Below are 26,430 nucleotides of genomic sequence, written 5' to 3'. Positions count from 1 at the left end.
CGGGCAAGCCCGCGAAGAGGCCGGTACAGGCATTACAAAATCAATAGCCCCGGGCGAAGTCCACTTCACCTCGCAACCCCTGCCCCGCCGCATACGCCCGCACATTCTCGACAAACAACCGCACCATCGCCGCCGGCGAGGTGGGTGCCGAGCTGTGCCCGGTCAGCAGCAAGCCCCACGCCGTCCAGAACGGGTGTTGCCTGGGCAACGGCTCCTGCCGGCAGACATCGATCACCGCCCCTGCCAGGTGCCCTTCCTTCAGTGCCTCGACCAGGTCAGCGTCGACCACCGCAGCGCCGCGCCCTGCATTGATGAACAGCGCCGTGGGCTGGAAGCGCTTGAACAGTGCCGCATCATACAGGTCGTGGGTTGCCGGGGTATCCGGCAGCAGGTTGAGTACGTAATCGACCTGACCCACCAGGCGCGGCAGGTCGGCCAGCGCCGCTACCTCGACGAACGGCGCCTGCTCGCGGGCGCTGCTGGCAACGCCATACAGCACCACGCCAAACGCCTGCAGGAACTCGGCCACCCGCTGGCCAATGTCGCCAGTGCCGACGATCAGCACCTTGCGCCCTTCCAGGGTCCGCCCCGGGCGGTCGTCCCAACGACGCTCGACCTGGCTGACCAGCCGCGACAGCACCTCGCGCTCATGGCCGAGCATGTAGGTGAGCATGTACTCGGCCATCACCTGGCCAAAGATGCCCACGGCGCGGGTCAGGCGATAGTCGCGCGGCAGGCCCTCGGCCAGCAGCGGGGTGATACCGGCCCAGGTGGACTGCATCCAGCCCGGCTTGTGGCCTTGGCGCAACAGGCTTGCCAGCAGGTCCGGCTGGCCCAGCCACACCGGGCACTGTGGCGCCTGGCGTGCCAGTTCGGCGGAGTCGCCGCTGGTCAGGACTTCCAGCTCAGGCGCGGCTGCGCGCAAAATCTCGGCGTATCGAGCATGATCATGCTCAGCAATCAGTACTCGCATGATCAGGCAGGGTCGTTACGGCGCAGCAACTCTTCGGGCAGGTGCTCGATGTAGTCGTCTTCCGGCGGCGGCATCTGCAGGTGGTAACCCTGGTTGTCGAGGTTTTCCAGCACCTTGGCGATGTCCTCGCGGGCCAGCTTGCGCTCGGGAGTCAGCACCAGGTCGAAGGCGTGCACGGGGGTGCCGAAGAACGGCAGCAGGCCTTCGGGCACGCGCTCCAGGCCATCGGCCTTGAGCACGTACAGGTACATTTCGTTCTTGCGGGGGCTCTTGTAGATAGAGCAAATGCGTTTCATCGGGTCTCTCCGGCGCCTGCGAGGCTGTCCAGCAGGGCCTGGCCCATACGCTCACGGCGCCAGCCGCGCAGCGAATCGGGCAATTGATAGGGGCCATTGGGGTAGCCGCTCTTGAGCAGCGCTTCCAGGGCTTTTTTGCGCAGCATCAGCTCGGGGGCAATGCCCAGGCGCTCACCTTCGGCCTGGCCGATGGCACGCAGCTGCTTGAGGATACCTGCAGCCTCGATCGGCAAAGGCTCGGGCAAGGCCTGTGGCCATTGCTCGGCTGGCAGGCTGGCGGCACGCTTGATCAGCTGGATGAGGAACTCACCGTCCTGACGAATGGTGCGCGGATGCATCTCGTCGATCTTGGCCAGCGCCGACAGGTTGCTCGGCTGGCTCTTGGCCATAGGCCACAGCGAGTGCTCCTTGAGGATGCGATTGCGCGGTACGTCGCGGTTGCGCGCTTCACGCTCGCGCCAGGCACACAGCTCACGCAGCACTGCCAGTTGCTGGGGGGCCAGCTTCCAGGCCAGCTTGACGTCGCGGTACAGGCTTTCGGGCTCGACTTCGCGGCGCAATGCGGCCACCAGCTCGGCGCCGTCCTCCAGCACCCAGGCGTACTTGTCGTCACTCAGGCGCGGGCGCAACACGGTGAACAGCTCGGCCAAGTGCACGGCATCCTCGGCGGCATAGCTGACCTGGGTTTCCGAGAGCGGGCGCTGCAGCCAGTCGGAGCGGGTTTCGCCCTTGGGCAGGTCGATACCCAGCACATCCTGCACCAGGCGCGAATAACCCATGGAGAACCCCAGGTTCAGATAACCGGCCGCCAGTTGGGTGTCGAACAGCGGCTGTGGCAGCTTGCCGGTCAGGCGCAACAGCACTTCGAGGTCTTCGCTGCAGGCGTGCAGCACCTTGACCACACCGCTGTCATCCAGCAGTTCGGCCAGGGGTTGCCAGTTGCCGATCAGCAACGGGTCGATCAGGAAGGCACGCTGGCCATCGCCGATCTGGATCAGCCCGGCTTTCGGGTAGAAGGTGTCGACCCGCATGAATTCGGTATCGACGGCGACAAAGGGCAGCTGGTGCCAGTCGCGGCAGTGTTCGGCCAGGCTCTGGTCGTCACGGATCCAGTGTATTTCGATGGCCACGAGGCTCTCCCACTAACATTGGCGCGCAGTATATACGGCGCGGGCACTGCTGGTGAAACCCGGGCCATCCTTGATATCGATCAGCGGTGCTGTTGTGCGTGTTCAGGCAGCAGCAACTCTCGTGCGCAAAATCCGCAAGCTTCGCGATCCCTGTGGGAGCGGGCATGCCCGCGAACACCGGCGAAGCCCGTGCCATCCACCGCGTCGCCTGCTTCGCGGGCACGCCCGCTCCCACAAAGACGGCGCAAGCTAGAGTTTTTTGAATGCGCTTCGCCTCACCGCTTGGCCGCCAGCCATGGCCGGCAGCTGGCGAACATGTCCAGCGATTGCTGGTAGACCTCGGTACGCACCTGCAACAGGCCGAGCATCGAGTGGAACAGGTTGTCCTGCGACAGCGGCGCATCGCTGAGCTTGGCCAGGCAGTCGGTGTCGACGCCGAAGTCCTCCTTGTAGCTGTCGGAGAACCAGGTCAGCAGCGGCACGTGCTTCTGCTGCTCGGGGGCGATAGCGTAAGGCGTGCCGTGCAGGAACAGGTTGTACTCACCCAGCGACTCGCCATGGTCGGACAGGTAGATCATCGCCGTGTCGACCTTGTCCTGCTTGCTACGCAGGATGTCGATCAGCGAGGCCAGCACCTTGTCGGTATAGGCCAGTGTGTTGTCGTAGCCGTTGACGATTTGCTGCTCGCTGCACTGGTCCAGCGCGTTGCTCTGGCACACCGGGGCAAAGCGCTGGTCGGCGCCGGGGTAGCGCTTGAAGTATTCAGGCCCGTGGCTGCCCATCTGGTGCAGCACCAGCACGGTGTCCTTGTCGAGGTTGTCGATCAGCTCACCCAGGCCCTGCAGCAGGATCTGGTCATGGCATTCACCATCAGCGCACAACTGCGGGTCCTGGAGTTTGCTGACATCGATGAACTGCACGCGGTCGCAGGTACCCTTGCAGCCCGATTGATTGTCACGCCACTGCACCGCCAGGCCGGTCCGCTGGAGGATGTCCAGCAACCCTTCGCGGTTCTTCGCCACGCGGGCATCGTAGTCCTTGCGCTTCATGCCAGAGAACATGCACGGCACCGAAACGGCGGTTTCCGTGCCGCAGGAGTGAACATCGGAGAACGCCAGCAGGCCCTGCTCCCTGGCGAGGTTCGGTGTGGTATCGCGGTTGTAGCCGAGCACGCCGAAGTGATCTGCCCGCGCACTTTCACCCACCACCAGTACAGTCAGCGACTTGCGTTCATGCTTTTGCCAGGCAGCGTCACGCCTGGCATCTTCGCCGTAATGCTGGAAGGGCCGTGATGCGGTACCGACGCGCTCGCTGACATAACCGATGGAGGCACCCACGATATTGCTGGGGGTGAGCATCAGGCGCAGTTCGTGGTGGTTGCGAAACAGCGACGAAAGGCCCTGGTAGTTGACCAGTGCCACCGAGCCCAGGGCCACCACGCAGGCACCGCCAACCACCAGCTTGCCGAGCAGTTCACGGTGCCAGGCGCGATAGGCGATCGGCGCCTTCCACAACAGCAGCGAAGGCACTACACCGAGGCCCAGGATATACAAGGCAAACTTTAACGAAAGCAGGTCACGCACTTCCGCCACGTTGGTTTCCGCAATATTGCGGAACATGCCCGCGTCAATAAGTACGCCGTACTGGTTCATGAAGTAAGCCACGCCCGCGCCACTCATGAACAACACGATAAGTATTGGCTTCAATACATAACGGAAGGCGAACAACGTGAGAATCAGGTTGAACGCGAACAGCATCAGCACGGCAAACGCCAGGCTCAGCCAAAGCCCCGGCAAACCGGGCGGCACGACCTGTTCGAGATGCTGCCAGAGGAAGACATTGAAGCCTATCAGCAGGTAAAGGCTGGCCAGCAGCGTGACCCATTCAGTCCGCAGGGATTTGAAGTTGAGCATCAGTGTTCGCAATCAAGAGTGATTATCAGCCCGAGGGCCTGCGCGGCACCGGGGAAACTTGGCTGAACTCTAGAAAGCGTGCCATCAATATTTTGTGAAAAAGACGCCAACAAATTCGTGAGCAGGCGCCTTTTCTACATTAAAAGAAGTTCATTCAGCGCTTGTTCAGCCTGGCAGGCGTGCCTTGGCATACGGCTCGCGGTCGATGTCCAGCACTTCCACGCACAGCTGGATATCAAGCCCGGGTTGCTCGGGGATGGCGTCACGCAACACGTCGAGCAGGCTGGTGGACAGTTGCGTCTTCACCTCGGGCGAGCGCCCGCTGAGGATGGCCAGGCGCACATGGGCAAAGGCACGCTCGCCGGGCGCGGTGCCCACCCGATAGTGCTTGAAGGCTTCGGCGCGGCTTTTGATATCGGCCTCGTCGGCGAACTGGCCACTGCCGACCAGGGCATGGTTCAGGCGCAGCAGCAGGACGTCGACATTCAGCTCACGCAGGTTGTCGCTGTATTCCAGGTTCAGGTGAGGCATGGCGCAGGTTCCGGGTCACGGGGGAGATGCGACAGCCTACCCCAGTCCCCTACCTGCGCAAAGACGACTATCCTCAAAGGTCAGAACCATCCGCCAACCCCCGACAGAGGTGAAGAAATGCCAGTTCCGCATGATCTGCTCGCTGACCTGCACGTTACCGCTGATGCATTCCAGGCGCTCATGGACAAGGACCAGACGCTGCACTCACTGCACAAGGAATACAACGCAAAAGACAAAGAGGTGGTCGCTGCCGAAGGCAACGGCACCAACGACGAAACCGTCAACCGCCTGCGCAAGGAGCGCTTGCTGATCAAGGACAAGATCGAACGGATCATTCATCCGCCCAAATCCAGATAGATACCACAGGCCTGCACGGCCCCCTGTAGGAGCGGCCTTGTGTCGCGATGGGCTGCGCAGCAGCCCCGAAAATCTCGACAGAGACATAGATTCTGGGGCTGCTGCGCAGCCCATCGCGACACAAGGCCGCTCCTACAACCGCATCATCACGAGCCAGCAGCCGCAGCCTTCAACGCCCCATCCAGGTCCTCGACCAGGTCGCGGTAATCCTCGATCCCCACCGACAACCGCAGCAGGTTCTCGCTGATCCCCATCACGCCCTTCTGCTCCGGGCTCAGCGAGCAGTGCGACATGCTCCAGGAGTGGTTGATCATGCTTTCCACCCCGCCCAGCGAGTCGGCCAGCACGAAGATCTGCAGCGCCTCCACCAGGCGGTTTAGCGCAGCCCGGTCGCCCTTGACCTTCATCGCCACCACCGCCCCGCCACTGCGCATCTGCCGTTTGCACAACTCATGTTGCGAGTGGCTTTCCAGCCCTGGGTAATACACCTGCTCGATCTGCGCGTGGCTTTCGAGGAAGCGTGCCACCTGCAGGGCATTGGCACACTGGCGCTCCATGCGCACATCCAGGGTCTTCAGACCGCGCAGGGCCAGATAGCAGTCGAACGGCCCCTGCACCGCGCCAATCGCCATGCTGATGCGGCGCAGGCGCGCCAACAGCGCATCGTTGGCAGCTACCACCACGCCACCGGTGAGGTCGGAGTGGCCGCCGATGTACTTGCTGGCCGAGTGCATCACCAGGTCCACGCCCAGGGTGATCGGGCGCTGGTTCCACGGCGAGCAGAAGGTGTTGTCGATACAGGTGAGGATGCCCCGCGCCTTGGCCAGGTCGCACACCGCCTTGATGTCGACCAGGTGCAGCAACGGGTTGGTCGGCGATTCGATCCAGATCAGCTGGGTTTCCGGCTTGATGGCGGCGGCCACCGCCTCGAGGTCGTTGAGGTCGACGTAGGTGGTGGTCAGGCCCGAGGTGCGGCTGCGGTAGTCTTCCATGATACGGAAGGTACCGCCGTACACGCCGTTCATCACCACGACGTGGGCATCCTTGGGCAGCAGCTCCAGCACGGTGGCGGTGGCGTTCACGCCCGAGGCGCAGGCGACCGCGCCAACGCCCTCTTCCAGGGCGGCGACACAGGTTTCATAGGCATGCCGGGTGGGGTTGCCGACACGGCTGTAGGAGTATTCCGGCTTGTCGTCCAGGCTGCGCTTGGTGAACGAGCTGGCGGTGACGATCGCCGGGAAAATAGCGTTATCGGCGACGCTGAACTGCTCACCGGCGTGAATGGTACGGGTGGCGAAATTGCGCGGCTTGTCGGACATGGTCAGGCCCATTGGCAGAGTGAAAGTCGCCACTATCGCACAACCCAAATCTTCTAGCCTTGGGGTAATCTGTGAAATATTTTTCTCCACGGCCCACGCGCGATATGGACAGCTTCGACCAGCACATTCTCACCCTGCTTCAGCGCGACGCCTCGATCTCGCTCAAGGACCTGGCCGAGGCCGTCAACCTCTCCACCACGCCGTGCTGGAAGCGGGTCAAGCGCCTGGAGGAAGACGGCTACATTGTCGGCCGTGTCGCCCTGCTCGACCCGGAACGGCTGGGGCTGGGGCTGACGGTGTTCGTCCAGCTCAAGACCCAGCGCCACGACAGCGCCTGGCTGGAGCAGTTTGCCGCGACCGTGACCGGGTTCGAGGAAGTGATGGAGTTCTACCGCATGTCGGGAGACTGGGATTACATGCTGCGGGTGGTGGTGGGGGACATTGCGGCGTATGACCGGTTTTATAAAAAGCTGATCACCAGTACTGATGGGCTGTCGAACATCACTTCCAGTTTTGCCATGGAGCAGATGAAATACACCACGGCTTACCCGGTGAACCGTTCCTGATCGGTGCTGGATTCTTCGCGGGCTTGCCCGCTCCCCCCAGAAGACACAAACTGCCCAAAAACCGGGGGGTGCGTTGTGGACGAGGAGAACACCCTTGCCCGCTCCCACAGGAGTACCACAGGTGCTGAAAACTGTGGGGTCCCTGTGGGAGCGGGCAAGCCCGCGAAGAGGCCAGCACAGGCAACCGATCAATCCGCGGCAAGCACCGCCGCAATCCGGTTCCCCGCCTTGGCTTTCTCGACCTTGATCGCCACGAACTTCGAGGTCGGGGTATAGGTCCCCTCGCCATAGCTTTCCAGCGGCACCAGCGGGTTGGTCTCCGGGTAATAGGCCGCCGCCTGCCCTTCGGGCACGTCATACGCCACCAGGCGGAAGCCCGACACGCGCCGCTCCACGCCATCCTCCCACAGCGACACCAGGTCCACATGCTCGCCCGGCTCGAAGCCCATCCGACGGATGTCCACCTCGTTGACGAACACCACTTCACGCAGGCCGAACACCCCGCGATAACGGTCGTCCAGGCCATACAGGGTGGTGTTGTACTGATCGTGCGAGCGCAGGGTCTGCAGGATCAGGTCGGGCTTGTCACCGCGCGCCAGCACCTTGGCATTCACCAGTTGCTCCGGCAGCCGGTGCGGGCTGAAGCGCGCCTTGCCTGTGGCCGTGCGCCAGGTACGGTCGGCGGCATTGTTGCCCAGGTGGAAGCCGCCCGGGTGCTGCAGGCGCTCGTTGAAAGCGGCAAAGCCGGGGATCACATCGGCAATCATGCTGCGGATGCGGCCGTAGTCGGCAACAGCGTATTCCCAGTCGATCGGCTGCTTGCCCAGGGTCGCCTGGGCCATGCCGGCGATGATCCACGGCTCCGAGCGCAGGTGCGGCGAGCGCGGGCGCAGCTGGCCGTGGGAGATGTGCACCATGCTGAAGGTGTCCTCCACGGTCACGCCTTGCGGCCCGCTGGCCTGCATGTCGATTTCGGTACGGCCCAGGCACGGCAGGATCAACGCATCGCGGCCGGTGACCAGGTGCGAGCGGTTGAGCTTGGTGGAAATCTGCACGGTCAGCGCGCAATTGCGCATGGCCGCATGAGTGCGCGGCGTATCCGGCGTGGCTTGGGCAAAGTTGCCACCCAGGCCGATGAACACCTTGGCCCGCCCCTCTTCCATGGCCTTGATCGCCAGCACGGCGTTGTGCCCGTGGGCACGCGGCACGCGGAACTGGAAGCGTTTTTCAATGGCATCGAGCAGGACCGCCCCGGGCTTCTCGTCGATGCCCATGGTGCGGTCGCCCTGCACGTTGCTGTGGCCACGCACCGGTGACAGGCCGGCGCCGGGCTTGCCGACGTTGCCGCGCAGCAGCTGCAGGTTGACGATTTCCTGAACGGTCGGCACCGAGTGGCGGTGCTGGGTGACGCCCATGGCCCAGCACATGATTACCCGTTCGGCCTTGCGGTACATGCGCGCGGCCAGTTCGATCTCGGCCTGGGTCAGGCCCGATTGATCGACGATGTGCCCCCAGGGCGTGGCATCCACGGTTTCCAGGTATGCGTCGATGCCACTGGTGTGCTCGGCGATGAAGGCATGGTCGAAAACCGCCGGTTCGCCATTGGCCTGGGCTTCGCGTTCCCACTGCAGCAGGTACTTGGCAATGCCGCGCATCACTGCCATGTCGCCGCCCAGGGCCGGGCGGAAGTAGGCCGTGTTGGTTGGTTCGGAGCCATTGCTGAGCATCTCGAACGGGTGCTGCGGGTGCTGGAAGCGCTCCAGGCCGCGCTCCTTGAGCGGGTTGAAACAGACCACCTGGGCACCACGCTTCACCGCTTCACGCAGCGGTTCGAGCATGCGCGGGTGGTTGGTGCCGGGGTTCTGGCCGATGACGAAGATGGCATCGGCCAGTTCCAGGTCGTGGAACACCACGGTGCCCTTGCCCACGCCGAGGGTTTCCGACATGCCCACGCCGCTGGCTTCATGGCACATGTTCGAGCAGTCGGGGAAGTTGTTGGTGCCGTAGGCGCGGACGAACAGCTGGTAGAGGAACGCCGCCTCGTTGCTGGCCCGGCCCGAGGTGTAGAACTCGGCCTGGTCGGGCGATTCGAGTGCGCGCAAGTGTTGCGCAACCAGCGCAAAGGCTTCTTCCCAGCTGGTTTCGACATAGTGGTCGGTGGCCGCGTCGTAGCGCATCGGGTGGGTCAGGCGGCCCTGGTACTCCAGCCAGTAGTCGGTCTGCTCGGCCAACGCACTGACGCTGTACCTGGCGAAGAATGCCGGGTCCACCGAGCGGCCGGTGGCTTCCCAGTTGACCGCCTTGGCGCCGTTCTCGCAGAACTTGACCATGTCGTTTTCCGGCGACTCGCCCCAGGCGCAGCCGGGGCAGTCGAAGCCGCCGTTCTGGTTGGTCTTGAGCATGGCCCGCAGGTTCTTGAAAGCATTGTCGCTGCCCAGCCAGCTCTTGGTCACGCTCTTGAGCGCCCCCCAGCCGGCGGCGGCGCCTTTGTAGTCCCTGATATGTTGGTCCTGGCTCATGCGGTGAATCCTCACGCTTCGATGCTTTTTTTCAGCCTATGGAGCGTGGGGTAGAGCCGTCCAATCGAAAGATCTTACGGGGTGATAGGCGGTTTCGATCATGGGCCGGAAATGGTGTTAGCTCGTTCGCGGGCGCGCCCGCTCCCACAGGTACAGTGCAGTTCCCGAGAGCAGCGATAACCCTGTGGGAGCGGGCATGCCCGCGAACGGTGCGACGCGGTCAACATTTTGAAATGCGTGACCTGCAGCCATGATAGAGACCATCGATCAATCGGTCGGACAAAGCAATTTGACGGCCCTGCGCCCAAGTTATAGCTTGGATTGAGTCCCTACCCATTCGAGCGCGAACGTGGAACAGAACAGCCGGGCCCTGATCGACGGCTTCAACCGGAAAATCGACTACCTGCGGATGTCGGTCACCGACCGCTGCGACTTCCGTTGCGTGTACTGCATGGCCGAAGACATGCAGTTCCTGCCGCGCCAGCAAATCCTCAGCCTCGAGGAACTGCTCCAGGTGGCCGAGCGCTTCGTCGCCCTTGGTACCCGCAAGATCCGCCTGACCGGCGGCGAGCCGCTGGTGCGCCAGGGCATCGTCGACCTGTGCGGGCGGATCGCCGCCCTGCCCGGCCTGCGCGAGTTGTGCCTGACCAGCAACGGCTCGCAACTCGGGCGCCTGGCCCAGCCGCTGTTCGACGCAGGTGTCACGCGCCTGAACATCAGCCTCGACAGCCTGGACGCCGAGCGCTTCAAGCAACTGACCCGCACCGGCGACCTGCACCAGGTGATCGCCGGCATCGACGCCGCCCGCCAGGCCGGTTTCAAGCGCACCAAGCTCAACTGCGTAGTCCTCAAAGGCCGCAACGACCACGAACTGGTCGACCTGGTGCGCTTTGCCATCGACCGCGAACTGGACATCACCTTCATCGAAGAAATGCCGTTGGGCGTGATCAGCGAACATGAACGCGGCGAGTCGTTCTGCTCCAGTGACGAAGTACGTGCGCTGCTGGCCGAGCAGTTCACATTGGTCGAATCGACCGAGTCGTCCCAGGGCCCCGCCCGCTACTGGCGCCTGGCCGAAGCCGCCAACACTCGGGTCGGCTTCATTTCGCCACACAGCCACAACTTCTGCGCCACCTGCAACCGCGTGCGACTCACCGTCGAAGGCCGCCTGCTGCTGTGCCTGGGCAATGAACACTCGGTGGACCTGAAGCAGGTGCTGCGCGCCCACCCCGGCAACCCCGAACGCCTGGAAAAGGCCATTCGTGATTCCTTGCACCTCAAGCCCTACCGCCATCATTTCGAAGTCGGTGGCGACGTGCAGATCCTGCGTTTCATGAACATGACCGGCGGCTAGGCAGCCGTCTCTGGATTTCCATGATCGTCCACCCCACCCCCGATGTGCTGCGTGTGCTGTTCACCCTCAAGGGTTCGATCGTCAAGCGCATCGCCCTGCGTTGCCTGACGATCACCCTGCTGGCCGCGCTGATCGTGTTGGTCGAGCGGCATTTCCCGGCGTTTTTCTATCCGGTCAGCGCCACCCCGTTCACCTTGCTGGGCCTGTCACTGTCGATTTTCATGAGTTTTCGCAACAACGCCTGCTATGACCGCTGGTGGGAGGGGCGCAAGGCCTGGGGCAAGCTGATCATCGAAACCCGTTCGTTCGTGCGCGAAAGCCTGGTGATTACCGACGAAACCCTGCGTGCCGAACTGTTGCGCAGCCTGTGCGGCTTTGCCCATGCGCTGAATGCTCGGCTGCGCAGCGAGGACGAACTGGCCGCCGCCCGGCCCTGGCTGGCCCGGCCCGATGCAATCAGCCCGCACAACGTGTGCGACGCCATCCTGCGCGAAATCGGCGGGCACTGCTCGCGGCTGGCAACACAGCAGCAGATCAGTGACTGGCGCTACAGCCTGCTGGAGCAGCGGCTGGTGGGGCTGACCGAAGTGCAGGCTACCTGCGAGCGGATCAAGGGCACGCCGTTGCCGTTCCCCTACACGCTGTTGCTGCACCGCACCATCTACATCTTCTGCCTGTTGCTGCCGTTTGCCCTGGCCGAGCCGCTGGGCTGGCTGGCGCCGCTGTTCACCACCATCGTGGGGTACACGTTCTTCGGGCTGGATGCGATTGGCAACGAACTGGAAGACCCATTCGGGCGCGATGAGAACGACCTGCCGACCGATGCCATGGTGCGGACCGTGGAGCGCGATGTGCTGGCGGGGTTGGGGGAACAACAGCTACCGCCGGTGTTGTTGCCGGTGGACCATGTATTGAGCTGAGCGATTGTTGTTGCCTGTCCTGGCCTCTTCGCGGGCTGGCCCGCTCCCACAGGGTCACCACTGCCCTCAAGACCTGTGGAGTACCTGTGGGAGCGGGCAAGCCCGCGAAGAGGCCAGGACAGACGAAAGATCAGCCCCGGCTTGCACAGGCCTCGATCGGCTTCAGGTGCTTGACGAAGTTGCACGGCCGGTGCCGCGCATCCAGCTGCTCCGCCAGGATGCCCTCCCACGCCGTACGGCAGGCCCCGGTGGAGCCCGGCAGGCAGCACACCAACGTGCGGTTGGACAGCCCGGCCAGCGCCCGGCTCTGCACGGTCGAGGTGCCGATATCGAGAATCGACAGGGCCCGGAACAGTTCGCCAAAGCCATCGATGCGCTTGTCCAGCAGGCACTCGACCGCTTCCGGCGTGCTGTCACGCCCGGTAAAACCGGTACCGCCGGTGATCAGCACCACCTGCACCTGTTCGTCGGCAATCCAGGTGGCGACCTGGGCGCGGATCTTGTAAAGGTCGTCCTTGAGCAACGCCCGCGCCACCAGGCGGTGGCCGATCTCAACCGAGCGGCTGGCCAGCAGCTCACCGGAAGTGTCGTTGTCGTAGGTACGGGTATCGCTGACTGTCAGCACGGCGATGTTGAGCGGTACGAAGACCGCATCGGGTTGGACGCGCACGGTGGGGCTCCTCGAGTGGCATTGCCGCCACGCTAGAGGCATGGCCCGGGGGCGTCCAATCGATATGGCGTACCGACTCATCAATGACATCTATCGCAGACGTGGGTTAAGGTCTGCATAACCCGATACCAGGCACCTCCATGGACATCAAGCAGCTCAAATTCCTCATCGCCCTCGACCAGACCCGCCACTTCGGCCAGGCGGCGGCGCTATGCCATATCACCCAGCCGACGCTGTCCATGCGCCTGCGCAACCTGGAGGACGAACTGGACCTGGTGTTGGTCAAACGCGGCCAGCGCTTCGAAGGCTTCACCGAAGCGGGCGAGCGAATCCTGGCCTGGGCCCGTACCCTGCTCGCCGCGCACGATGGCTTGCAGGCCGAAGCCGCCAGTTGCCGCGGCCAGGTGGTCGGCAGCCTGCGCCTGGGCACGGTGCCGCTGGCCAGCTTCAACCCCATGCACCTGCTGCTGCCGCTGCGTGAAAAATACCCCGAACTGCACTTCCAGATCAGCTCGCTAAGCTCGGAACAGGTCATCGACGGGCTCAGCCGCAACCAGCTCGACCTGGGCATCTGCTACCTGGACCAGGTCAACACCAGCTTCTTCGAAGTGATCGAACTTGGCACCACCACCATGGGCCTGCTGCACGATACCCGGCACTTCAAGTTCACCAGCGACACCCTGCGCTGGGACGAGCTGGGCGACATTCCGCTGGGCCTGCTGAGCAAGGGCATGCACTACCGCCAGTCGCTGGACCTGAGTTTCCGCAGCCGTGGCCTGGAGCCGAATGCGGTACTGGAAAGCGACTCGAGCTTCCAGCTGATCCAGGCCATCAACACCGGCATGTGCTGCGCGGTCATGCCGCTGGGCTGCGGCCTGGAAGACCTGAGCGAGCACCTGCGCATCCTGCCGGTGGCCGACGCCGCTATCCACAGCCCGGTCGGCCTGCTGCTGCGCCGCAGCGAGCCGCGTTCGGCAATTGCCGAGCAGTGCTTCGATGAGGCGCGGGCGCTGTTTCAGGCCAACTGAGCGCTGGTTGCCTGGCGGTACTGGCGCGGGGTGAAGCCGGTCAGTTGCTTGAACTGGCGGCTGAAGGCGCTGTGGTCGGTATAGCCGCAGCACATCGCCACTTCAGTGATCGGCAGTTCCGAATGCAGCAAACGGTGGGCGTGCTCCAGGCGTGCCTTGTGGATCATTTGCCGTGGCGTGAGGTGGAACACCCGCTTGCAGTAGCGCTCCAGCTGGGCCACGGAAATGCCGGCGATACGGGTCAGCTCGCCCATGCTGATCGGCTGGTGGAAATGCCGACGGATATGCTCGTCCACCGCCGCCAGGCGCTGGTAGGCGGGGTGGCTGTCGGCGGCTGACTGCAAGTCGACCGAGATGCCGACCAGGCCGATGATCTCGCCGGCACGGTTGTACAGCGGGCGCTTGTGGGTCAGGCACCAGCCAGGCTCGCGGCTGCCGTAAAGATGCAGCTCCAGCTGGTCTTCCAGCACCAAACCCTCCTTGAGAACGCGACGGTCCTGCTCGGTGTAGCCGGGGCCCAGCTGTGCCGGGAACACTTCGGCACTGGTCTTGCCCAGCAGCGGTTGCAGGCGCTTGAGGCCACAGCGCTGGACCAGGGTGTTGTTGGCCAGCACATAGCGGGCGGCCGGGTCCTTGATGAAGATCGCGGCGTTGGGGATGGCGTCGAGGATCGGCAGCAGCAGGGACACACCGGCGAGCAGGGCCTCGAGGTTGGCGGGGCGGTGCTGGTCGAGGGACTGGTACAGGGTTGCCAGGGGGGTGTCGGTCATCTGCTCTCTCTCGGTTTGCTGTGCCGGCCTCTTTCGCGGGTAAACCCGCTCCCACAGGTACTGCGCAGCCCTCGAAGCTGCGGAGATACCTGTAGGAGCGGGTTCACCCGCGAAGAGGCCGGCACAGCAAGTAAATGTCTACAACCCTTATGCGTTAAGGCTTACAGCCTATCCCCCACCCTTCCCTCCTACCACTGCTTTTTCGAAACTGTGCCGATTTCGTCATCCCCCCTGCAGAAAACCATCAAGAACCGCCGCCCCGATCGGTCCACTCTATGCCCCACGCAAGCCGCCCCAAGTCCTACAAGAGCGCGGCCCAAAAAGCCGCATCTCGTGACATCAGACCTGCCTATCCAATAACCAACAAAAAGGCGAACCCATGTCAGGCAAATTCAAAAAACAGTTGTCATTGCTGGACCTCACCTTCATCGGCCTAGGCGCCATCTTCGGCTCCGGCTGGCTGTTCGCCGCCAGCCACGTCTCGGCCATCGCCGGCCCGGCCGGCATCCTGTCCTGGTTCCTTGGCGGCTTCGCCGTACTGTTGCTGGGCATCGTCTATTGCGAACTGGGCGCTGCCCTGCCGCGTGCCGGGGGCGTGGTGCGCTACCCGGTGTACTCCCACGGCCCGCTGCTGGGCTACTTGATGGGCTTTATCACCCTGATCGCCTTTTCCAGCCTGATCGCCATCGAAGTGGTCGCTTCGCGTCAATACGCCGCCGCCTGGTTCCCCGGGCTGACCAAGGCCGGCTCCAGCGACCCGACCGTGCTCGGCTGGCTGGTGCAGTTCGCCCTGCTGGGGCTGTTCTTCTTCCTCAACTACCGCAGCGTGAAAACCTTCGCCAAGGCCAACAACCTGGTCAGTGTGTTCAAGTTCATCGTGCCGCTGCTGGTGATCGGCGTGCTGTTCACCTTCTTCAAACCGGAAAACTTCGAGGTCCAGGGCTTTGCCCCGTTCGGTCTGTCCGGCGTTGAAATGGCGGTATCGGCCGGTGGCATCATCTTCGCTTACCTGGGCCTGACGCCGATCATTTCGGTGGCCAGCGAGGTAAAGAACCCGCAACGCACCATCCCCATCGCGCTGATCCTCTCGGTACTGCTGTCCACCGCGATCTACGCCCTGCTGCAACTGGCCTTCCTCGGCAGCGTGCCGACCGAAATGCTGAGCAACGGCTGGGCCGCGGTGACCAAGGAACTGGCCCTGCCCTACCGCGACATCGCCCTGGCTTTGGGTGTGGGCTGGCTGGCCTATCTGGTGGTGGCCGACGCGGTGATCTCGCCCAGCGGCTGCGGCAACATCTACATGAACGCCACCCCGCGCGTGGTCTATGGCTGGGCGCAGACCGGCACCTTCTTCAAGTACTTCACCCGTATCGACGCCGAGTCCGGCATCCCGCGCCCGGCGCTGTGGCTGACCTTTGGCCTGTCGGTGTTCTGGACCCTGCCGTTCCCGTCCTGGGAAGCGCTGATCAACGTGGTTTCCGCCGCCCTGGTACTGAGCTACGCCGTGGCCCCGGTCACTGTCGCCGCCCTGCGCCGCAACGCCCCCGACATGCCGCGCCCGTTCCGGGTCAAGGGCATGGGCGTGCTCGGCCCGCTGTCATTCATCATCGCCGCGCTGATCGTGTACTGGTCGGGCTGGAAGACCGTGTCGTGGCTGCTGGCCCTGCAGATCGTGATGTTCGTGCTTTACCTGCTGTGCGGCCGCTTCGTGCCGACCCAGCACCTGTCGCTGGCCCAGCAAGTGCGCTCGTCGGCATGGCTGATCGGCTTCTACGCGGTGACCATCCTGCTGTCGTGGCTGGGCAGCTTCGGCGGCCTGGGGGTGCTCGGCCACCCGTTCGACACCGTGGTCGTGGCCGCTTGTGCGCTGGGCATCTACTACTGGGGCGCGGCCACCGGCGTGCCTGCCCACCTGGTGCGCCTGGAAGGTGAGGACGAAAGCGAAGCCAGCCATGAACCTCTGGTAGGCCAGCGCCCGGCTGCACTGGCTCCGTAACGGCTACTGGCCCTATCGCCGGCAAACCGGCTCCCACAGGGGCCGCGCTGCCCAAGAGGCCGATGCAATACCTGTGGGAGCTGGCTTGCCGGCGATGAGGCCCGCACAAACAGCACAAGACTTGGCTGATCAAAGAATGGACAAGCTCATGAAACAGATTCACGTCATCGACTCGCACACCGGCGGGGAACCGACCCGCCTGGTGATGAAAGGCTTCCCGCAACTGCATGGCCGCAACATGGCCGAGCAGCGCGACGAGCTGCGCGAGCTGCACGACCAGTGGCGCCGCGCCTGCCTGCTGGAGCCTCGCGGCAACGATGTGCTGGTCGGTGCACTGTACTGCCCACCGGTATCGGCCGACGCCACGTGCGGGGTGATCTTCTTCAACAACGCTGGCTACCTGAACATGTGCGGGCACGGCACCATCGGCCTGGTCGCCTCGCTGCAGCACCTGGGTCTGATCGCACCGGGCGTACACAAGATCGATACCCCGGTCGGCCAGGTCAGCGCCACCCTGCATGAAGACGGCGCCATAACCGTCGGCAACGTGCCGTCCTACCGCTACCGCCAGCAGGTGCTGGTGGACGTGCCCGGCCATGGTCCGGTGCGCGGCGACATCGCCTGGGGTGGCAACTGGTTTTTCCTCGTCTCCGAACACGGCCAGCGCATCGAGCTGGGCAACCGCGAGGCGCTGACCGAATACACCTGGGCGATGCTCAAGGCCCTCGAAGCCCAGGGCATCACCGGTGAAAACGGTGCCCCCATCGACCACGTCGAACTGTTCGCCGACGGCGCCAACGCCGACAGCCGCAACTTCGTGATGTGCCCGGGCAAGGCCTACGACCGCTCGCCCTGCGGCACGGGCACCAGCGCCAAGCTGGCCTGCCTGGCCGCCGACGGCAAGCTCGACGAAGGCCAGATCTGGGTACAGGCCAGTATCACCGGCAGCCAGTTCCAGGGCCGCTACGAGCGCGACGGCGAACGCATTCGCCCGTTCATCACCGGCCGCGCCTACATGACCGCCGACAGCACCCTGCTGATCGACGAACAGGACCCGTTCGCCTGGGGCATCTGACCCCGGCTTTTTCCAAAAAACGAATATCGCGAGGAGTGACAACAATGACCAACAACATCTTCACCGGCACCATGCCCGCCCTGATGACCCCCTGCACCGCCGAGCGCAAGCCGGACTTCGACGCCCTGGTGCGCAAGGGCCGCGAACTGATCGAGGCCGGTATGAGCGCCGTGGTGTACTGCGGCTCGATGGGCGACTGGCCGCTGCTGACCGAAGCCGAGCGCCAGGAAGGCGTGGCGCGCCTGGTGGCCGCCGGCATCCCGACCATCGTCGGCACCGGCGCGGTGAACACCCGTGAAGCAGTATCCCACGCCGCCCACGCGGCCAAAGTTGGCGCCGCCGGCCTGATGGTCATCCCCCGCGTGCTCAGCCGCGGCGCCTCGCTGATTGCCCAGAAGCACCACTTCTCGGCCATCCTGGCAGCCGCACCGAAGCTGCCGGCGGTGATCTACAACAGCCCCTACTATGGCTTCGCCACCCGCGCCGACCTGTTCTTCGAACTGCGCAGCGAGTTCCCCAACCTGATCGGCTTCAAGGAGTTCGGCGGTGGCGCCGACCTGCGCTACGCCGCCGAGCACATCACCTCCAAGGATGACGACGTGACCCTGATGGTCGGCGTCGACACCCAGGTGGTACATGGCTTCGTCAACTGCAACGCCACCGGCGCCATCACCGGCATCGGCAACGCCCTGCCGCGTGAGGTGCTGCACCTGGTGAGCCTGAGCAAGCAGGCGGCCAAGGGTGATGCCAAGGCCCGCCGCCTGGCGCGTGAACTGGAGGCTGCGCTGGCGGTGCTGTCGTCGTTCGATGAAGGCTGCGACCTGGTGCTCTACTACAAGCACCTGATGGTGCTGAACGGTGACAGCGAATACAGCCTGCACTTCAACGAGACCGACGTGCTGACCGACGCCCAGCGCAACTATGCCGAGCAGCAGTACGCGCTGTTCCGCAGCTGGTACGCCAGCTGGTCGGCTGAGCAGAACATCGCCTAAGCAGCCACTGCTTTCTCTGTGGGAGCGGGCATGCCCGCGAAGCAGGCGACTCGGTGCCTGGCACCGGCTTTGCCGGTGTTCGCGGGCTCGCCCGCTCCCACAGGGTAAGTAGTACACCCTTGCAACTGCATGTAATTTCCAAAGGAGGCTCCATGACCCTCACAGGCAACCTGCTGATCGGCCAGACGCCGGTAACCGGCAGCCGCGAAGCCATCCGTGGCATCGACCCGGCCACCGGCCAGACACTGGAACCGGCCTACCTCGGCGGCACCGGCGAACACGTGGCCCAGGCCTGCGCCCTGGCCTGGGCGGCGTTCGATGCCTACCGCGAAACCTCGCTCGAGCAACGGGCACAATTCCTCGAAACCATCGCCACGCAGATCGAAGCGCTGGGTGATGCCCTGATCGATCGCGCCGTGGCCGAAAGCGGCCTGCCAAAGGCGCGCATCCAGGGCGAACGTGGCCGCACCTGCACCCAGTTGCGCACCTTCGCCCGTGTGGTGCGGGCTGGCGAATGGCTGGACGTGCGGGTCGACAATGCCCTGCCTGAGCGCCAGCCCCTGCCGCGTGCCGACCTGCGCCAGCGCCAGGTGGCCCTGGGGCCAGTGGCGGTATTCGGCGCCAGCAATTTCCCTTTGGCCTTCTCGGTGGCCGGTGGCGACACCGCCTCGGCCCTGGCCGCCGGTTGCCCGGTGGTGGTCAAGGCCCACGGCGCCCACCCGGGCACCAGCGAACTGGTCGGCCAGGCAGTGGCAAAGGCCGTGAAGCAGTGCGGCTTGCCGGCCGGTGTGTTTTCGCTGTTGTACGGCTCCGGTCGTGAAGTGGGCATTGCGCTGGTCAGCGACCCGCACATCAAGGCCGTTGGCTTTACCGGCTCGCGCAGCGGTGGCATTGCGCTGTGCCAGGCGGCCCAGGCCCGCCGCGAGCCAATCCCCGTGTACGCCGAAATGAGCTCGATCAACCCGGTGTTCCTGTTCGACACCGCCCTGCAGACCCGCGCCGAGGCACTGGCACAAGGCTTCGTCGCCTCGCTGACCCAGGGTGCCGGCCAGTTCTGCACCAACCCCGGCCTGGTGATTGCCCGTCAAGGGCCGGCGTTGCAGCGTTTCATCGACGCCGCCAGCGAACACGTGCGCAAGGCTGCGGCGCAGACCATGCTCACCCCGGGCATCTTTAGTGCCTACCAGGCCGGTGTCGGCGCCCTGGCCGCAAACGCCAATGCCCAAGCCGCCGCCAGTGGCCAGGCCGGGCAAGGCCCCAACCAGTGCCAGGCGCAGCTGTTCGTGACCCAGGCCGAAGCGTTCCTCGCCGACCCGGCGTTGCAGGCCGAAGTCTTCGGCGCGGCGTCGCTGGTGGTGGCCTGCGCCAACGATGAGCAAGTGCGCCAGGTGGCCGAGCATCTGGAAGGCCAACTGACCGCCACCCTGCAACTGGACGATGCCGACATCGACAGCGCCCGCGCCCTGCTGCCGACCCTTGAGCGCAAGGCTGGCCGCATCCTGGTCAATGGCTGGCCGACCGGTGTAGAGGTATGCGACGCGATGGTCCACGGCGGGCCGTTCCCGGCCACCTCCGATGCCCGCACCACTTCGGTGGGCACGGCGGCGATCCTGCGCTTCCTGCGCCCGGTGTGCTACCAGGACTTCCCCGATGCCCTGCTGCCGCAGGCACTGAAACACGGCAACCCGCTGCAGCTTCGGCGCCTGCTCGACGGTAAACGGGAAGGCTGAGCATGGTCGAAACCGCTGAAACCGATATCGCCGTGGTCGGCGCCGGCATTGTCGGCGTCGCCTGTGCCCTGCAACTGGCCCGCAAAGGCCGCCGGGTAACCCTGGTCGACCGCCAGGCACCCGGTCGAGGCGCGTCCTACGGCAACGCCGGGCACCTGGCCACCGAGCAGGTATTCCCGATTGCCGACCTGTCGATTCTCAAACGCCTGCCGCGCATGTTGCTGGACCCGATGGGCCCGTTGCGCCTGGACTGGAAGTACCTGCCCAAGGCCATGCCGTGGTTCACCCGCCTGCTGCTCAACCTGCGCCCTGGCCCGTTCCAGCGCAGCGTGGCCGGCATCCGCTCGTTGAACGAAGGCAGCCTGGGTGCCTGGCAGCGGCTGCTGGGCTCGATCGGGCGCGGCGAACTGTTTCAGGAAGATGGCTCGTTGCTGGTATTCGAGCGGCCGGAGTCGCGCCAGGCCCTGGAGGCCTTGCGCGCACGCATGCAACAGCAGGCGGTGGCGGTGGACTTCTGGTCGGCCGACACCGTGCGCGAGGCGGCGCCGCAACTGAGCCCGTCGTTGCAGGGTGGGCTGTTCTTCCCGCGTACCGGGCACTTCATCGACCCCTACCGGGTGGTGTGCGAACTGTTCGAAGCGGCCAAGGCCAGTGGTGTGCGCTTTGTCCAGGCGCACGTCGATGGCGGGCGGCTGCACAGCGGCGGGGTCAGGCTGGCCAGCGATCAGGGCACGCTCGATGCCCGCCAGGTGCTGATCAGTTGTGGTGCGCATTCCGCGCGGTTGACCGCCACACTGACCGGCAAGCAGGTGCCGCTGGACACCGAGCGCGGCTACCACCTGATGTTGCCTGGCGAGCATCAGCGTTTGCCGTTTGCAGTCACATCGCTGGAGCGCAAGTTCATCATGACGCCCATGGCCGAGGGCCTGCGCCTGGCCGGCACGGTGGAGTTCGCCGGGCTGGACGCGCCGCCGAGCATGCAGCGGGCTTGGCAGTTGCACCGGCTGAGCAAAGGGTTGTTCAGGAGGGACCTGAGTGTTGAGGGAGCGACGCCTTGGATGGGCTTCCGGCCTTCGTTGCCAGATTCGTTACCGGTGATCGACCGGGTGTGTGATGGACGGGTTTTGTTGGCATTCGGGCATCAGCACCTGGGTTTGACCCAGGCGGCGGTGACAGCGGAATGGGTGGGGCGGTTGGCCGAGCGGGCCGGTGGACCGGAGATGGGGGCTTACCGGTTGGATCGGTTCTAGATTCGGGGGCCGCCTTGCGGCCCATTCGCCGGCAAGCCAGCTCCCACCTCGATCGCATAGACCTCAAGCCCTGTGCGGTACCTGTGGGAGCTGGCTTGCCGGCGATTGGGCTGCAAAGCAGCCCCTTCATGCCTCAGCGATAACGCTCGAGCCAGTGCGCATACGGTGCAGGCAAGGTCCAGGAGGCTTTCTCCACCCCCAACTCCTTGGCCGCAAAGTAAGCCCAGTGCGGGTCTGCCAGGTGCGCACGCCCTACCGATACCAGGTCCAGCTGATTGGCTTGCAGCGCTGCTTCCGCCAGTTGCGGCGTACCAAAACCCCACGCCGAGGTCACCGGCAGCTTCGCCTCACGACGCACGCGCTCGGCAATCGGCCCCATGAACGCCGGGCCCCACGGGATATTGGTGTCGGGAATGGTGAAGCCGACACTCACGCTCAGCAGGTCGAGGCCGCCAGCCTTGAAACGGCGCGCCAGTTCGATCGACTCTTCCAGCGTCTGCTCATCCCGGCCGTCGTACTCCAGCACACCAAAACGCGCGGTCAGGGGCAGGTTCTCTGGCCATACCTCACGTACCGCTGCCAAAGTTTCCAGCAGGAAGCGGCTGCGGTTGTCGAAGCTGCCACCGTAGGCGTCGGTACGCTTGTTGGAGTGTTCGGAGAAGAAGCTCTGGCCCAGGTAGCCATGGGCAAAGTGCAGTTCGATCCACTCGAAACCGGCATCGCGCGCACGGCGGGCGGCATCGACGAAGTCCTGTTTGACCCGGGCAATGTCGTCCAGGGTCATCTCGCGCGGCACTTGTGGCAGGTGCGCGCCGAAGGCGATGGCGGACGGGGCAATGGTTTCCCAGCCACGAGCGTCATCGGCAGCGATGTGGTCGTCACCTTCCCACGGGCGGTTGGCGCTGGCCTTGCGCCCGGCGTGGGCAATCTGGATACCTGGCACGGAACCGGCGGCCTTGATTGCCTGCACCACCGGCACGAAAGCCTGGGCGTGGGCATCGCTCCAGATGCCGGCGCAACCGGGGGTGATGCGCCCTTCCGGTGCCACGGCAGTGGCCTCCACCACCAGCAAGCCGGCACCGCCACGGGCCAGGCCGGCCAGGTGCACGTGGTGCCAGTCGTTGATCATGCCGTCCTCGGCCATGTATTGGCACATCGGTGGAATGGCAATGCGGTTGCGCAGGGTGACGTCCTTGAGGGTATACGGTTCGAACAAAGCGGACATGGGCAAGCTCCCGGGCTATCTGATTACGATAGTTCGATCATAATCGAACTATGGCAATTAATGATAGCCCCGTTATCATGACGACCATGCGAGCCTATCAACATCCCAATTCTGAAGACCTCACCCTGGAACGCCTGCTCTATGCCCTGAGCGACCCGGTGCGTCTGGGTATCGTGCGCCACCTGGCGGGCGTGGCCGAAGCCAGCTGTGGCGAGCTGGACGGCGGCCGGCCGAAGTCGAGCATGTCCCACCATTTTCGCGTGCTGCGTGATGCGGGGTTGGTGCATACCCGCAATGTGGGGACTACCCATATGAATTCGTTGCGTAGCGAGATGCTGGGGGAGCGGTTTCCCGGGCTGCTGGACTGCATTCTGCGGCAGCAGTGATTTTCCTGTGCCGGCCTCTTCGCGGGTAAACCCGCTCCTACAGGATAATCACTGTCTTCAAGACCTGTGCGATCTCTGTGGGAGCGGGTTTACCCGCGAAAGGGCCAGAACAGGCAAAATCAATCTTCTTTCTTGCCTAGGGCAAACCGGCATACCTGCCCTCCCCTGAGCATGCACTCCTCATGGCTCACCTCGGCCCCACCCAAGGCCCCGATCAGCGCCAGGTCCAGCTCGCACACCACCGGGTGCGCCTTGGCCAGGTGATGGAACACGCAATTGTGCGCAACGATCTGCGGCTCGCCCCCCGAGCGGAAGAACACCTGTGCCTCGTACCCGGCATTGTTCATGTGCTCGACGATGCGTGCCTCATCCACCACTTGGTGCTCCAGGTCCGCCGCCAGCTTGCGCCCCAGCTGGCGCATCAGCGCCAGCAACGCCTCCTGCCCCAGCAAGCCGGCCACTTCCGCAATCAGCAGGTTGGCCAGCAACGGGTACTGCCGCGGGAACAGTTCGCGGGCCTGTTCGGTCAGCTCGTGCAGCTGCTCCGGGCGGCGCCCGGTGGGCCGGGTAGCGCCACGCTTGACCAGGCCGTCGCGCTCCAGTGCTGCCAGGTGCTGGCGCACCGCCGTGCGGGTGATTTCCAGGGCCTGCGCCAGGTCGTCGATGCTCATGCCGGCCGGCTGGAGCAGCAACGCATGGAGCAGGTCCTGTTGGGTACGGCCCAGGCCTTCGAGCATCAGAATTTGTCCGGGAACTGTTTGACCAACGCCGCAGCCAGAGCATCGGACAAGGTCAGAATATGCTCGCGCATCATCGCCCAGGTGCGCGCCTCGCCTACATAGTCAGCGGCCGCCAACTGGTCGATCTGGGCCACGTGGTGCCCGCCGTGGGCGCTGAGCAGCGTCAGCAGGGTCGGCTCGGGCAGGTTCGGGTTGGCCTTGGCCAGAAACGCGGCGATGGCCTTGGCATTGCTGGTCAGCTCGTTGACCGCGGCTTGCTGGCCTTTTTTGTCCTTGGCCACGGTGGCGTCGCTGTAGTGCTTGATGGCGCCCCAGTGGCCGGCCAGCAGCTTCAGCAACTGATCGGCGGCAGGCTGGCCGTACAGCGGGGCAAAACTGTTGGCGATCCTGGTGGCGTCGGTGACCACTTCCTTGGCAGCGACTTCGGCCTCCTTGGCATTGCCGGCTTGATTGGCCACGGCATAGTTGCGCACCCAGAAGATGTGCTCGACCCACAGGTCGCGCAGGGCCATGCGTGTGGTCATAGCAGCAGATTCGGCAGGTTTGGCGGCAGGGGTTTCGCTGGAGTAGGAGTAGCTTTGGCTCCATGCCGGCTGGGCGCACAGGGCGAGCAGCAGTAAGGCGGCAATCTTGATGTTCATGACGGCACCCTCCTGGAGGGGGATCGACTGACAAGATTAATTTAAGCATCAAAATATGTTTTTATTAGGTTCAGCCCAGATTTCAGATCAGTGGTTCTCCTGTACCGGCCTCTTCGCGGGCTTGCCCGCTCCCACAGGTACACCACAGCTTTCGAGAACTGTGATGTACCTGTGGGAGCGGGCAAGCCCGCGAAAGGGCCGGTACAGGCAACAAAAAAGCCACGAGGTCTCCCCCGTGGCTTCTGTCACAACAATGGCCGATTACAGTGCCATGTCATTCTCAGGCTTGCTTTCAACCGGCTGGCTAGGTGCAACCGTAGTGCCGACGCTCTCGTCGATTACCGGTGGTTTCTCCAGCTGCAGCACTTCAGCGGTGTAGTTCCACTCTTTCTGGGTGGCTGCCGCCGAGTCGTTCAGCTTGGTGCCGTAGCTTGGCACGATCTGCTTGATCTTGGCCTGCCACTCTGGGGTAGCGACCTTCTCCTTGAACACGGTTTCCAGCACGTTCAGCATGATCGGTGCCGCAGTCGAAGCACCTGGCGATGCACCCAGCAGGCCGGCGATGGTGCGGTCTTCGGAAGCAACCACTTCGGTGCCCAGTTTCAGCACGCCGCCCTTCTCGGCATCACGCTTGATGATCTGCACGCGCTGACCGGCCTGCCACAGGCGCCAGTCTTCCTTCTTGGCGTTCGGGAAGTAGGTACGCAGGGCTTCGAAGCGGTCGTCGTCAGACAGCATCAGCTGGCCAGCGAGGTATTCCACCAGCGGGTACTGCTCGATGCCGACCTTGGTCATCGGCCACACGTTGTGGGTGGTGGTGCTGCTCAGCAGGTCCAGGTACGAGCCGTTCTTCAGGAACTTGGTCGAGAAGGTGGCGAATGGGCCGAACAGGATCACGCGCTTGCCATCCAGCACGCGGGTGTCCAGGTGCGGAACCGACATGGGTGGCGCACCGGTAGAGGCGATGCCGTAGGCCTTGGCCATGTGCTGCATGGCCACGGTCGGGTTCTCGGTCACCAGGAACGAGCCGCCCACCGGGAAGCCTGCGTATTCCTTGGCTTCAGGAATGCCCGACTTCTGCAGCAGCTTCAGCGCGCCGCCACCGGCACCGATGAACAGGAACTTGGCGTCGGTAGCCGATTCGCTACCGTCCTTCAGGTTCTTGTACTCAACGTGCCACGAGCCGTCCTTGTTGCGGGTGATGTCCTGCACTTCGCTGGACAGCTTCAGGTCGAAGTTTTCCTGGGTTTTCAGGTGGCCGACGAACTGGCGGGTGATCTCGCCGAAGTTGACGTCGGTGCCGATTGGCGTCCAGGTCACGGCCAGCTTCTGGTTCGGGTCGCGGCCTTCCATCATCAGCGGGACCCACTTGGCGATCTGCGCGTGGTCCTCGGAGTACTGCATCGGGCGGAACAGCGGGCTGGCCTGCAGCGCGTCATAACGCTTTTTCAGGAACTTGATGTTGTCATCGCCCCACACGAAGCTCATGTGCGGCGTGGTGTTGATGAACGAGTGCGGGTTCTTCAGCACGCCCTGGCGGACCTGCCACGACCAGAACTGGCGGGAGATCTGGAAGGCCTCGTTGATTTCGATGGCCTTGGCGATGTTGACGTTGCCGTCCTTGTCTTCCGGGGTGTAGTTCAGCTCGGCCAGCGCGGAGTGGCCGGTACCGGCGTTGTTCCAGCCGTTGGAGCTTTCTTCGGCCACGCCATCCAGGCGTTCGACCATTTCCATCGACCAGCTTGGCTCCAGCTCGTGCAGCCACACGGCCAGGGTCGAGCTCATGATGCCGCCGCCGACCAGCAGCACATCTACTTTCTTGGTTTCTGCGGCGTGCGCTTGCATGACGCTTGCAGCGACAGCCAGACCCAGCAAGGTCTTGCCAGCTTTCTTGAACATTGATCGATTCCAGTCAGGAGAACAGAGGGCGGGCCTGTGGCTGGCCCAGGTAAAGCATGTTCTGCAGCGCAGGCTTGTTGTTGATCATTGTTCAGCAGCCAGAGAACCAGAAAACGACTCGGCCTTTTGTCGAATTGACCGACAAGGCTG

Annotated in this window: 24 protein-coding genes; 11 read left to right on the top strand and 13 right to left on the bottom strand. The window is 64.1% G+C overall.

Annotated features, from left to right (window positions below):
* Positions 1 to 40 precede the first annotated feature (40 nt).
* The 5 genes from ACLCGK_RS26765 to ACLCGK_RS26745 form a co-directional block, all read right to left on the bottom strand.
* Positions 41 to 973, bottom strand: coding sequence for a D-2-hydroxyacid dehydrogenase (locus ACLCGK_RS26765; RefSeq protein WP_100413335.1), 933 nt, complete (start codon positions 971 to 973; stop codon positions 41 to 43).
* Between the two features lie 2 nt (positions 974 to 975).
* Positions 976 to 1,269: a YcgL domain-containing protein gene (locus ACLCGK_RS26760; protein ID WP_015271354.1), complete on the bottom strand. Its 294-nt coding sequence runs from the start codon at positions 1,267 to 1,269 to the stop codon at positions 976 to 978.
* The gene (gene rnd, locus ACLCGK_RS26755; protein ID WP_013973768.1) at positions 1,266 to 2,399 is read right to left on the bottom strand and encodes a ribonuclease D; all 1,134 of its coding nucleotides are present in this window, start codon (positions 2,397 to 2,399) and stop codon (positions 1,266 to 1,268) included. Before rnd ends, ACLCGK_RS26760 begins: the two co-directional genes overlap by 4 nt.
* Before the next feature lie 275 nt (positions 2,400 to 2,674).
* Positions 2,675 to 4,312, bottom strand: coding sequence for a phosphoethanolamine transferase (locus tag ACLCGK_RS26750; protein ID WP_410953311.1), 1,638 nt, complete (start codon positions 4,310 to 4,312; stop codon positions 2,675 to 2,677).
* A 165-nt stretch (positions 4,313 to 4,477) separates the two neighbouring features.
* Positions 4,478 to 4,843 carry a 5-carboxymethyl-2-hydroxymuconate Delta-isomerase gene (locus ACLCGK_RS26745; protein WP_085665276.1) on the bottom strand — a complete coding sequence of 122 codons (366 nt, stop codon included), beginning with the start codon at positions 4,841 to 4,843 and terminating at the stop codon, positions 4,478 to 4,480.
* A gap of 117 nt (positions 4,844 to 4,960) precedes the next feature.
* On the opposite strand from ACLCGK_RS26745, the gene ACLCGK_RS26740 reads away from it, so the two are divergent.
* Positions 4,961 to 5,200, top strand: a complete 240-nt coding sequence (locus ACLCGK_RS26740) for a YdcH family protein (RefSeq protein ID WP_054573758.1) — start codon at positions 4,961 to 4,963, stop codon at positions 5,198 to 5,200.
* A 146-nt stretch (positions 5,201 to 5,346) separates the two neighbouring features.
* On the opposite strand, the gene ACLCGK_RS26735 is transcribed toward ACLCGK_RS26740, so the two are convergent.
* The gene (locus tag ACLCGK_RS26735) at positions 5,347 to 6,531 is read right to left on the bottom strand and encodes a trans-sulfuration enzyme family protein (protein ID WP_410953312.1); all 1,185 of its coding nucleotides are present in this window, start codon (positions 6,529 to 6,531) and stop codon (positions 5,347 to 5,349) included.
* A 92-nt stretch (positions 6,532 to 6,623) separates the two neighbouring features.
* Here ACLCGK_RS26735 and ACLCGK_RS26730 point away from each other — a divergent pair, with 92 nt between their 5' ends.
* Entirely contained in the window at positions 6,624 to 7,085 is a 462-nt protein-coding gene (locus ACLCGK_RS26730; RefSeq protein WP_015271359.1) for an Lrp/AsnC family transcriptional regulator, read from the top strand.
* 188 nt (positions 7,086 to 7,273) lie between these two features.
* On the opposite strand, the gene ACLCGK_RS26725 is transcribed toward ACLCGK_RS26730, so the two are convergent.
* Positions 7,274 to 9,604, bottom strand: coding sequence for an FdhF/YdeP family oxidoreductase (locus tag ACLCGK_RS26725; RefSeq protein ID WP_410953310.1), 2,331 nt, complete (start codon positions 9,602 to 9,604; stop codon positions 7,274 to 7,276).
* A gap of 349 nt (positions 9,605 to 9,953) precedes the next feature.
* Between ACLCGK_RS26725 and moaA the strand changes: the two genes are divergently transcribed.
* Both moaA and ACLCGK_RS26715 read left to right on the top strand, forming a co-directional pair.
* Positions 9,954 to 10,958, top strand: a complete 1,005-nt coding sequence (gene moaA, locus ACLCGK_RS26720) for a GTP 3',8-cyclase MoaA (protein ID WP_039613983.1) — start codon at positions 9,954 to 9,956, stop codon at positions 10,956 to 10,958.
* A 20-nt stretch (positions 10,959 to 10,978) separates the two neighbouring features.
* Complete coding sequence (locus ACLCGK_RS26715; RefSeq protein WP_015271362.1) at positions 10,979 to 11,878, top strand: bestrophin family protein; 900 nt, start codon at positions 10,979 to 10,981, stop codon at positions 11,876 to 11,878.
* A gap of 130 nt (positions 11,879 to 12,008) precedes the next feature.
* Here the strand turns inward: ACLCGK_RS26715 and moaB are convergent, their stop codons facing one another.
* A complete protein-coding gene (gene moaB / locus ACLCGK_RS26710; protein WP_003259533.1) occupies positions 12,009 to 12,548 on the bottom strand; it encodes a molybdenum cofactor biosynthesis protein B in 540 nt (179 codons plus the stop codon).
* 140 nt (positions 12,549 to 12,688) lie between these two features.
* Here moaB and ACLCGK_RS26705 point away from each other — a divergent pair, with 140 nt between their 5' ends.
* A complete protein-coding gene (locus ACLCGK_RS26705; RefSeq protein ID WP_085665272.1) occupies positions 12,689 to 13,576 on the top strand; it encodes a LysR family transcriptional regulator in 888 nt (295 codons plus the stop codon).
* Here ACLCGK_RS26705 and ACLCGK_RS26700 read toward each other — a convergent pair.
* The gene (locus ACLCGK_RS26700) at positions 13,564 to 14,346 is read right to left on the bottom strand and encodes an AraC family transcriptional regulator (RefSeq protein WP_013973777.1); all 783 of its coding nucleotides are present in this window, start codon (positions 14,344 to 14,346) and stop codon (positions 13,564 to 13,566) included. The two genes, ACLCGK_RS26705 and ACLCGK_RS26700, sit on opposite strands and share 13 nt — an antisense overlap.
* A 379-nt stretch (positions 14,347 to 14,725) precedes the next feature.
* Here ACLCGK_RS26700 and ACLCGK_RS26695 point away from each other — a divergent pair, with 379 nt between their 5' ends.
* The 5 genes from ACLCGK_RS26695 (at position 14,726) to ACLCGK_RS26675 (ending at position 21,389) form a co-directional block, all read left to right on the top strand.
* Positions 14,726 to 16,342 (top strand): APC family permease, encoded by a 1,617-nt coding sequence (locus tag ACLCGK_RS26695; RefSeq protein ID WP_015271365.1) that lies wholly within the window; start codon positions 14,726 to 14,728, stop codon positions 16,340 to 16,342.
* A 148-nt stretch (positions 16,343 to 16,490) separates the two neighbouring features.
* Entirely contained in the window at positions 16,491 to 17,417 is a 927-nt protein-coding gene (locus ACLCGK_RS26690) for a 4-hydroxyproline epimerase (RefSeq protein ID WP_410953309.1), read from the top strand.
* A 44-nt stretch (positions 17,418 to 17,461) separates the two neighbouring features.
* Complete coding sequence (locus tag ACLCGK_RS26685; protein WP_410953308.1) at positions 17,462 to 18,409, top strand: dihydrodipicolinate synthase family protein; 948 nt, start codon at positions 17,462 to 17,464, stop codon at positions 18,407 to 18,409.
* Between the two features lie 152 nt (positions 18,410 to 18,561).
* Positions 18,562 to 20,139: an aldehyde dehydrogenase (NADP(+)) gene (locus tag ACLCGK_RS26680; RefSeq protein ID WP_410953307.1), complete on the top strand. Its 1,578-nt coding sequence runs from the start codon at positions 18,562 to 18,564 to the stop codon at positions 20,137 to 20,139.
* 2 nt (positions 20,140 to 20,141) lie between these two features.
* Positions 20,142 to 21,389, top strand: coding sequence for an NAD(P)/FAD-dependent oxidoreductase (locus ACLCGK_RS26675; protein WP_410953306.1), 1,248 nt, complete (start codon positions 20,142 to 20,144; stop codon positions 21,387 to 21,389).
* Between the two features lie 133 nt (positions 21,390 to 21,522).
* Here ACLCGK_RS26675 and xenA read toward each other — a convergent pair whose 3' ends face one another.
* Entirely contained in the window at positions 21,523 to 22,614 is a 1,092-nt protein-coding gene (xenA, locus tag ACLCGK_RS26670) for a xenobiotic reductase XenA (protein ID WP_015271369.1), read from the bottom strand.
* A 50-nt stretch (positions 22,615 to 22,664) separates the two neighbouring features.
* On the opposite strand from xenA, the gene ACLCGK_RS26665 reads away from it, so the two are divergent.
* Entirely contained in the window at positions 22,665 to 23,000 is a 336-nt protein-coding gene (locus tag ACLCGK_RS26665) for an ArsR/SmtB family transcription factor (protein ID WP_003259528.1), read from the top strand.
* Between the two features lie 119 nt (positions 23,001 to 23,119).
* On the opposite strand, the gene ACLCGK_RS26660 is transcribed toward ACLCGK_RS26665, so the two are convergent.
* From ACLCGK_RS26660 to mqo, 3 genes are all read right to left on the bottom strand, one after another.
* A complete protein-coding gene (locus ACLCGK_RS26660; protein WP_410953305.1) occupies positions 23,120 to 23,737 on the bottom strand; it encodes a helix-turn-helix transcriptional regulator in 618 nt (205 codons plus the stop codon).
* Complete coding sequence (locus ACLCGK_RS26655; protein WP_410953304.1) at positions 23,737 to 24,381, bottom strand: hypothetical protein; 645 nt, start codon at positions 24,379 to 24,381, stop codon at positions 23,737 to 23,739. Before ACLCGK_RS26655 ends, ACLCGK_RS26660 begins: the two co-directional genes overlap by 1 nt.
* A gap of 261 nt (positions 24,382 to 24,642) precedes the next feature.
* Positions 24,643 to 26,280, bottom strand: coding sequence for a malate dehydrogenase (quinone) (gene mqo / locus ACLCGK_RS26650; RefSeq protein WP_013973787.1), 1,638 nt, complete (start codon positions 26,278 to 26,280; stop codon positions 24,643 to 24,645).
* Between the last annotated feature and the right edge of the window lie 150 nt (positions 26,281 to 26,430).

It is taken from the genome of Pseudomonas sp. S1(2024), from assembly GCF_046557535.1.
This window is presented reverse-complemented; position numbering and strand designations above follow the sequence as displayed.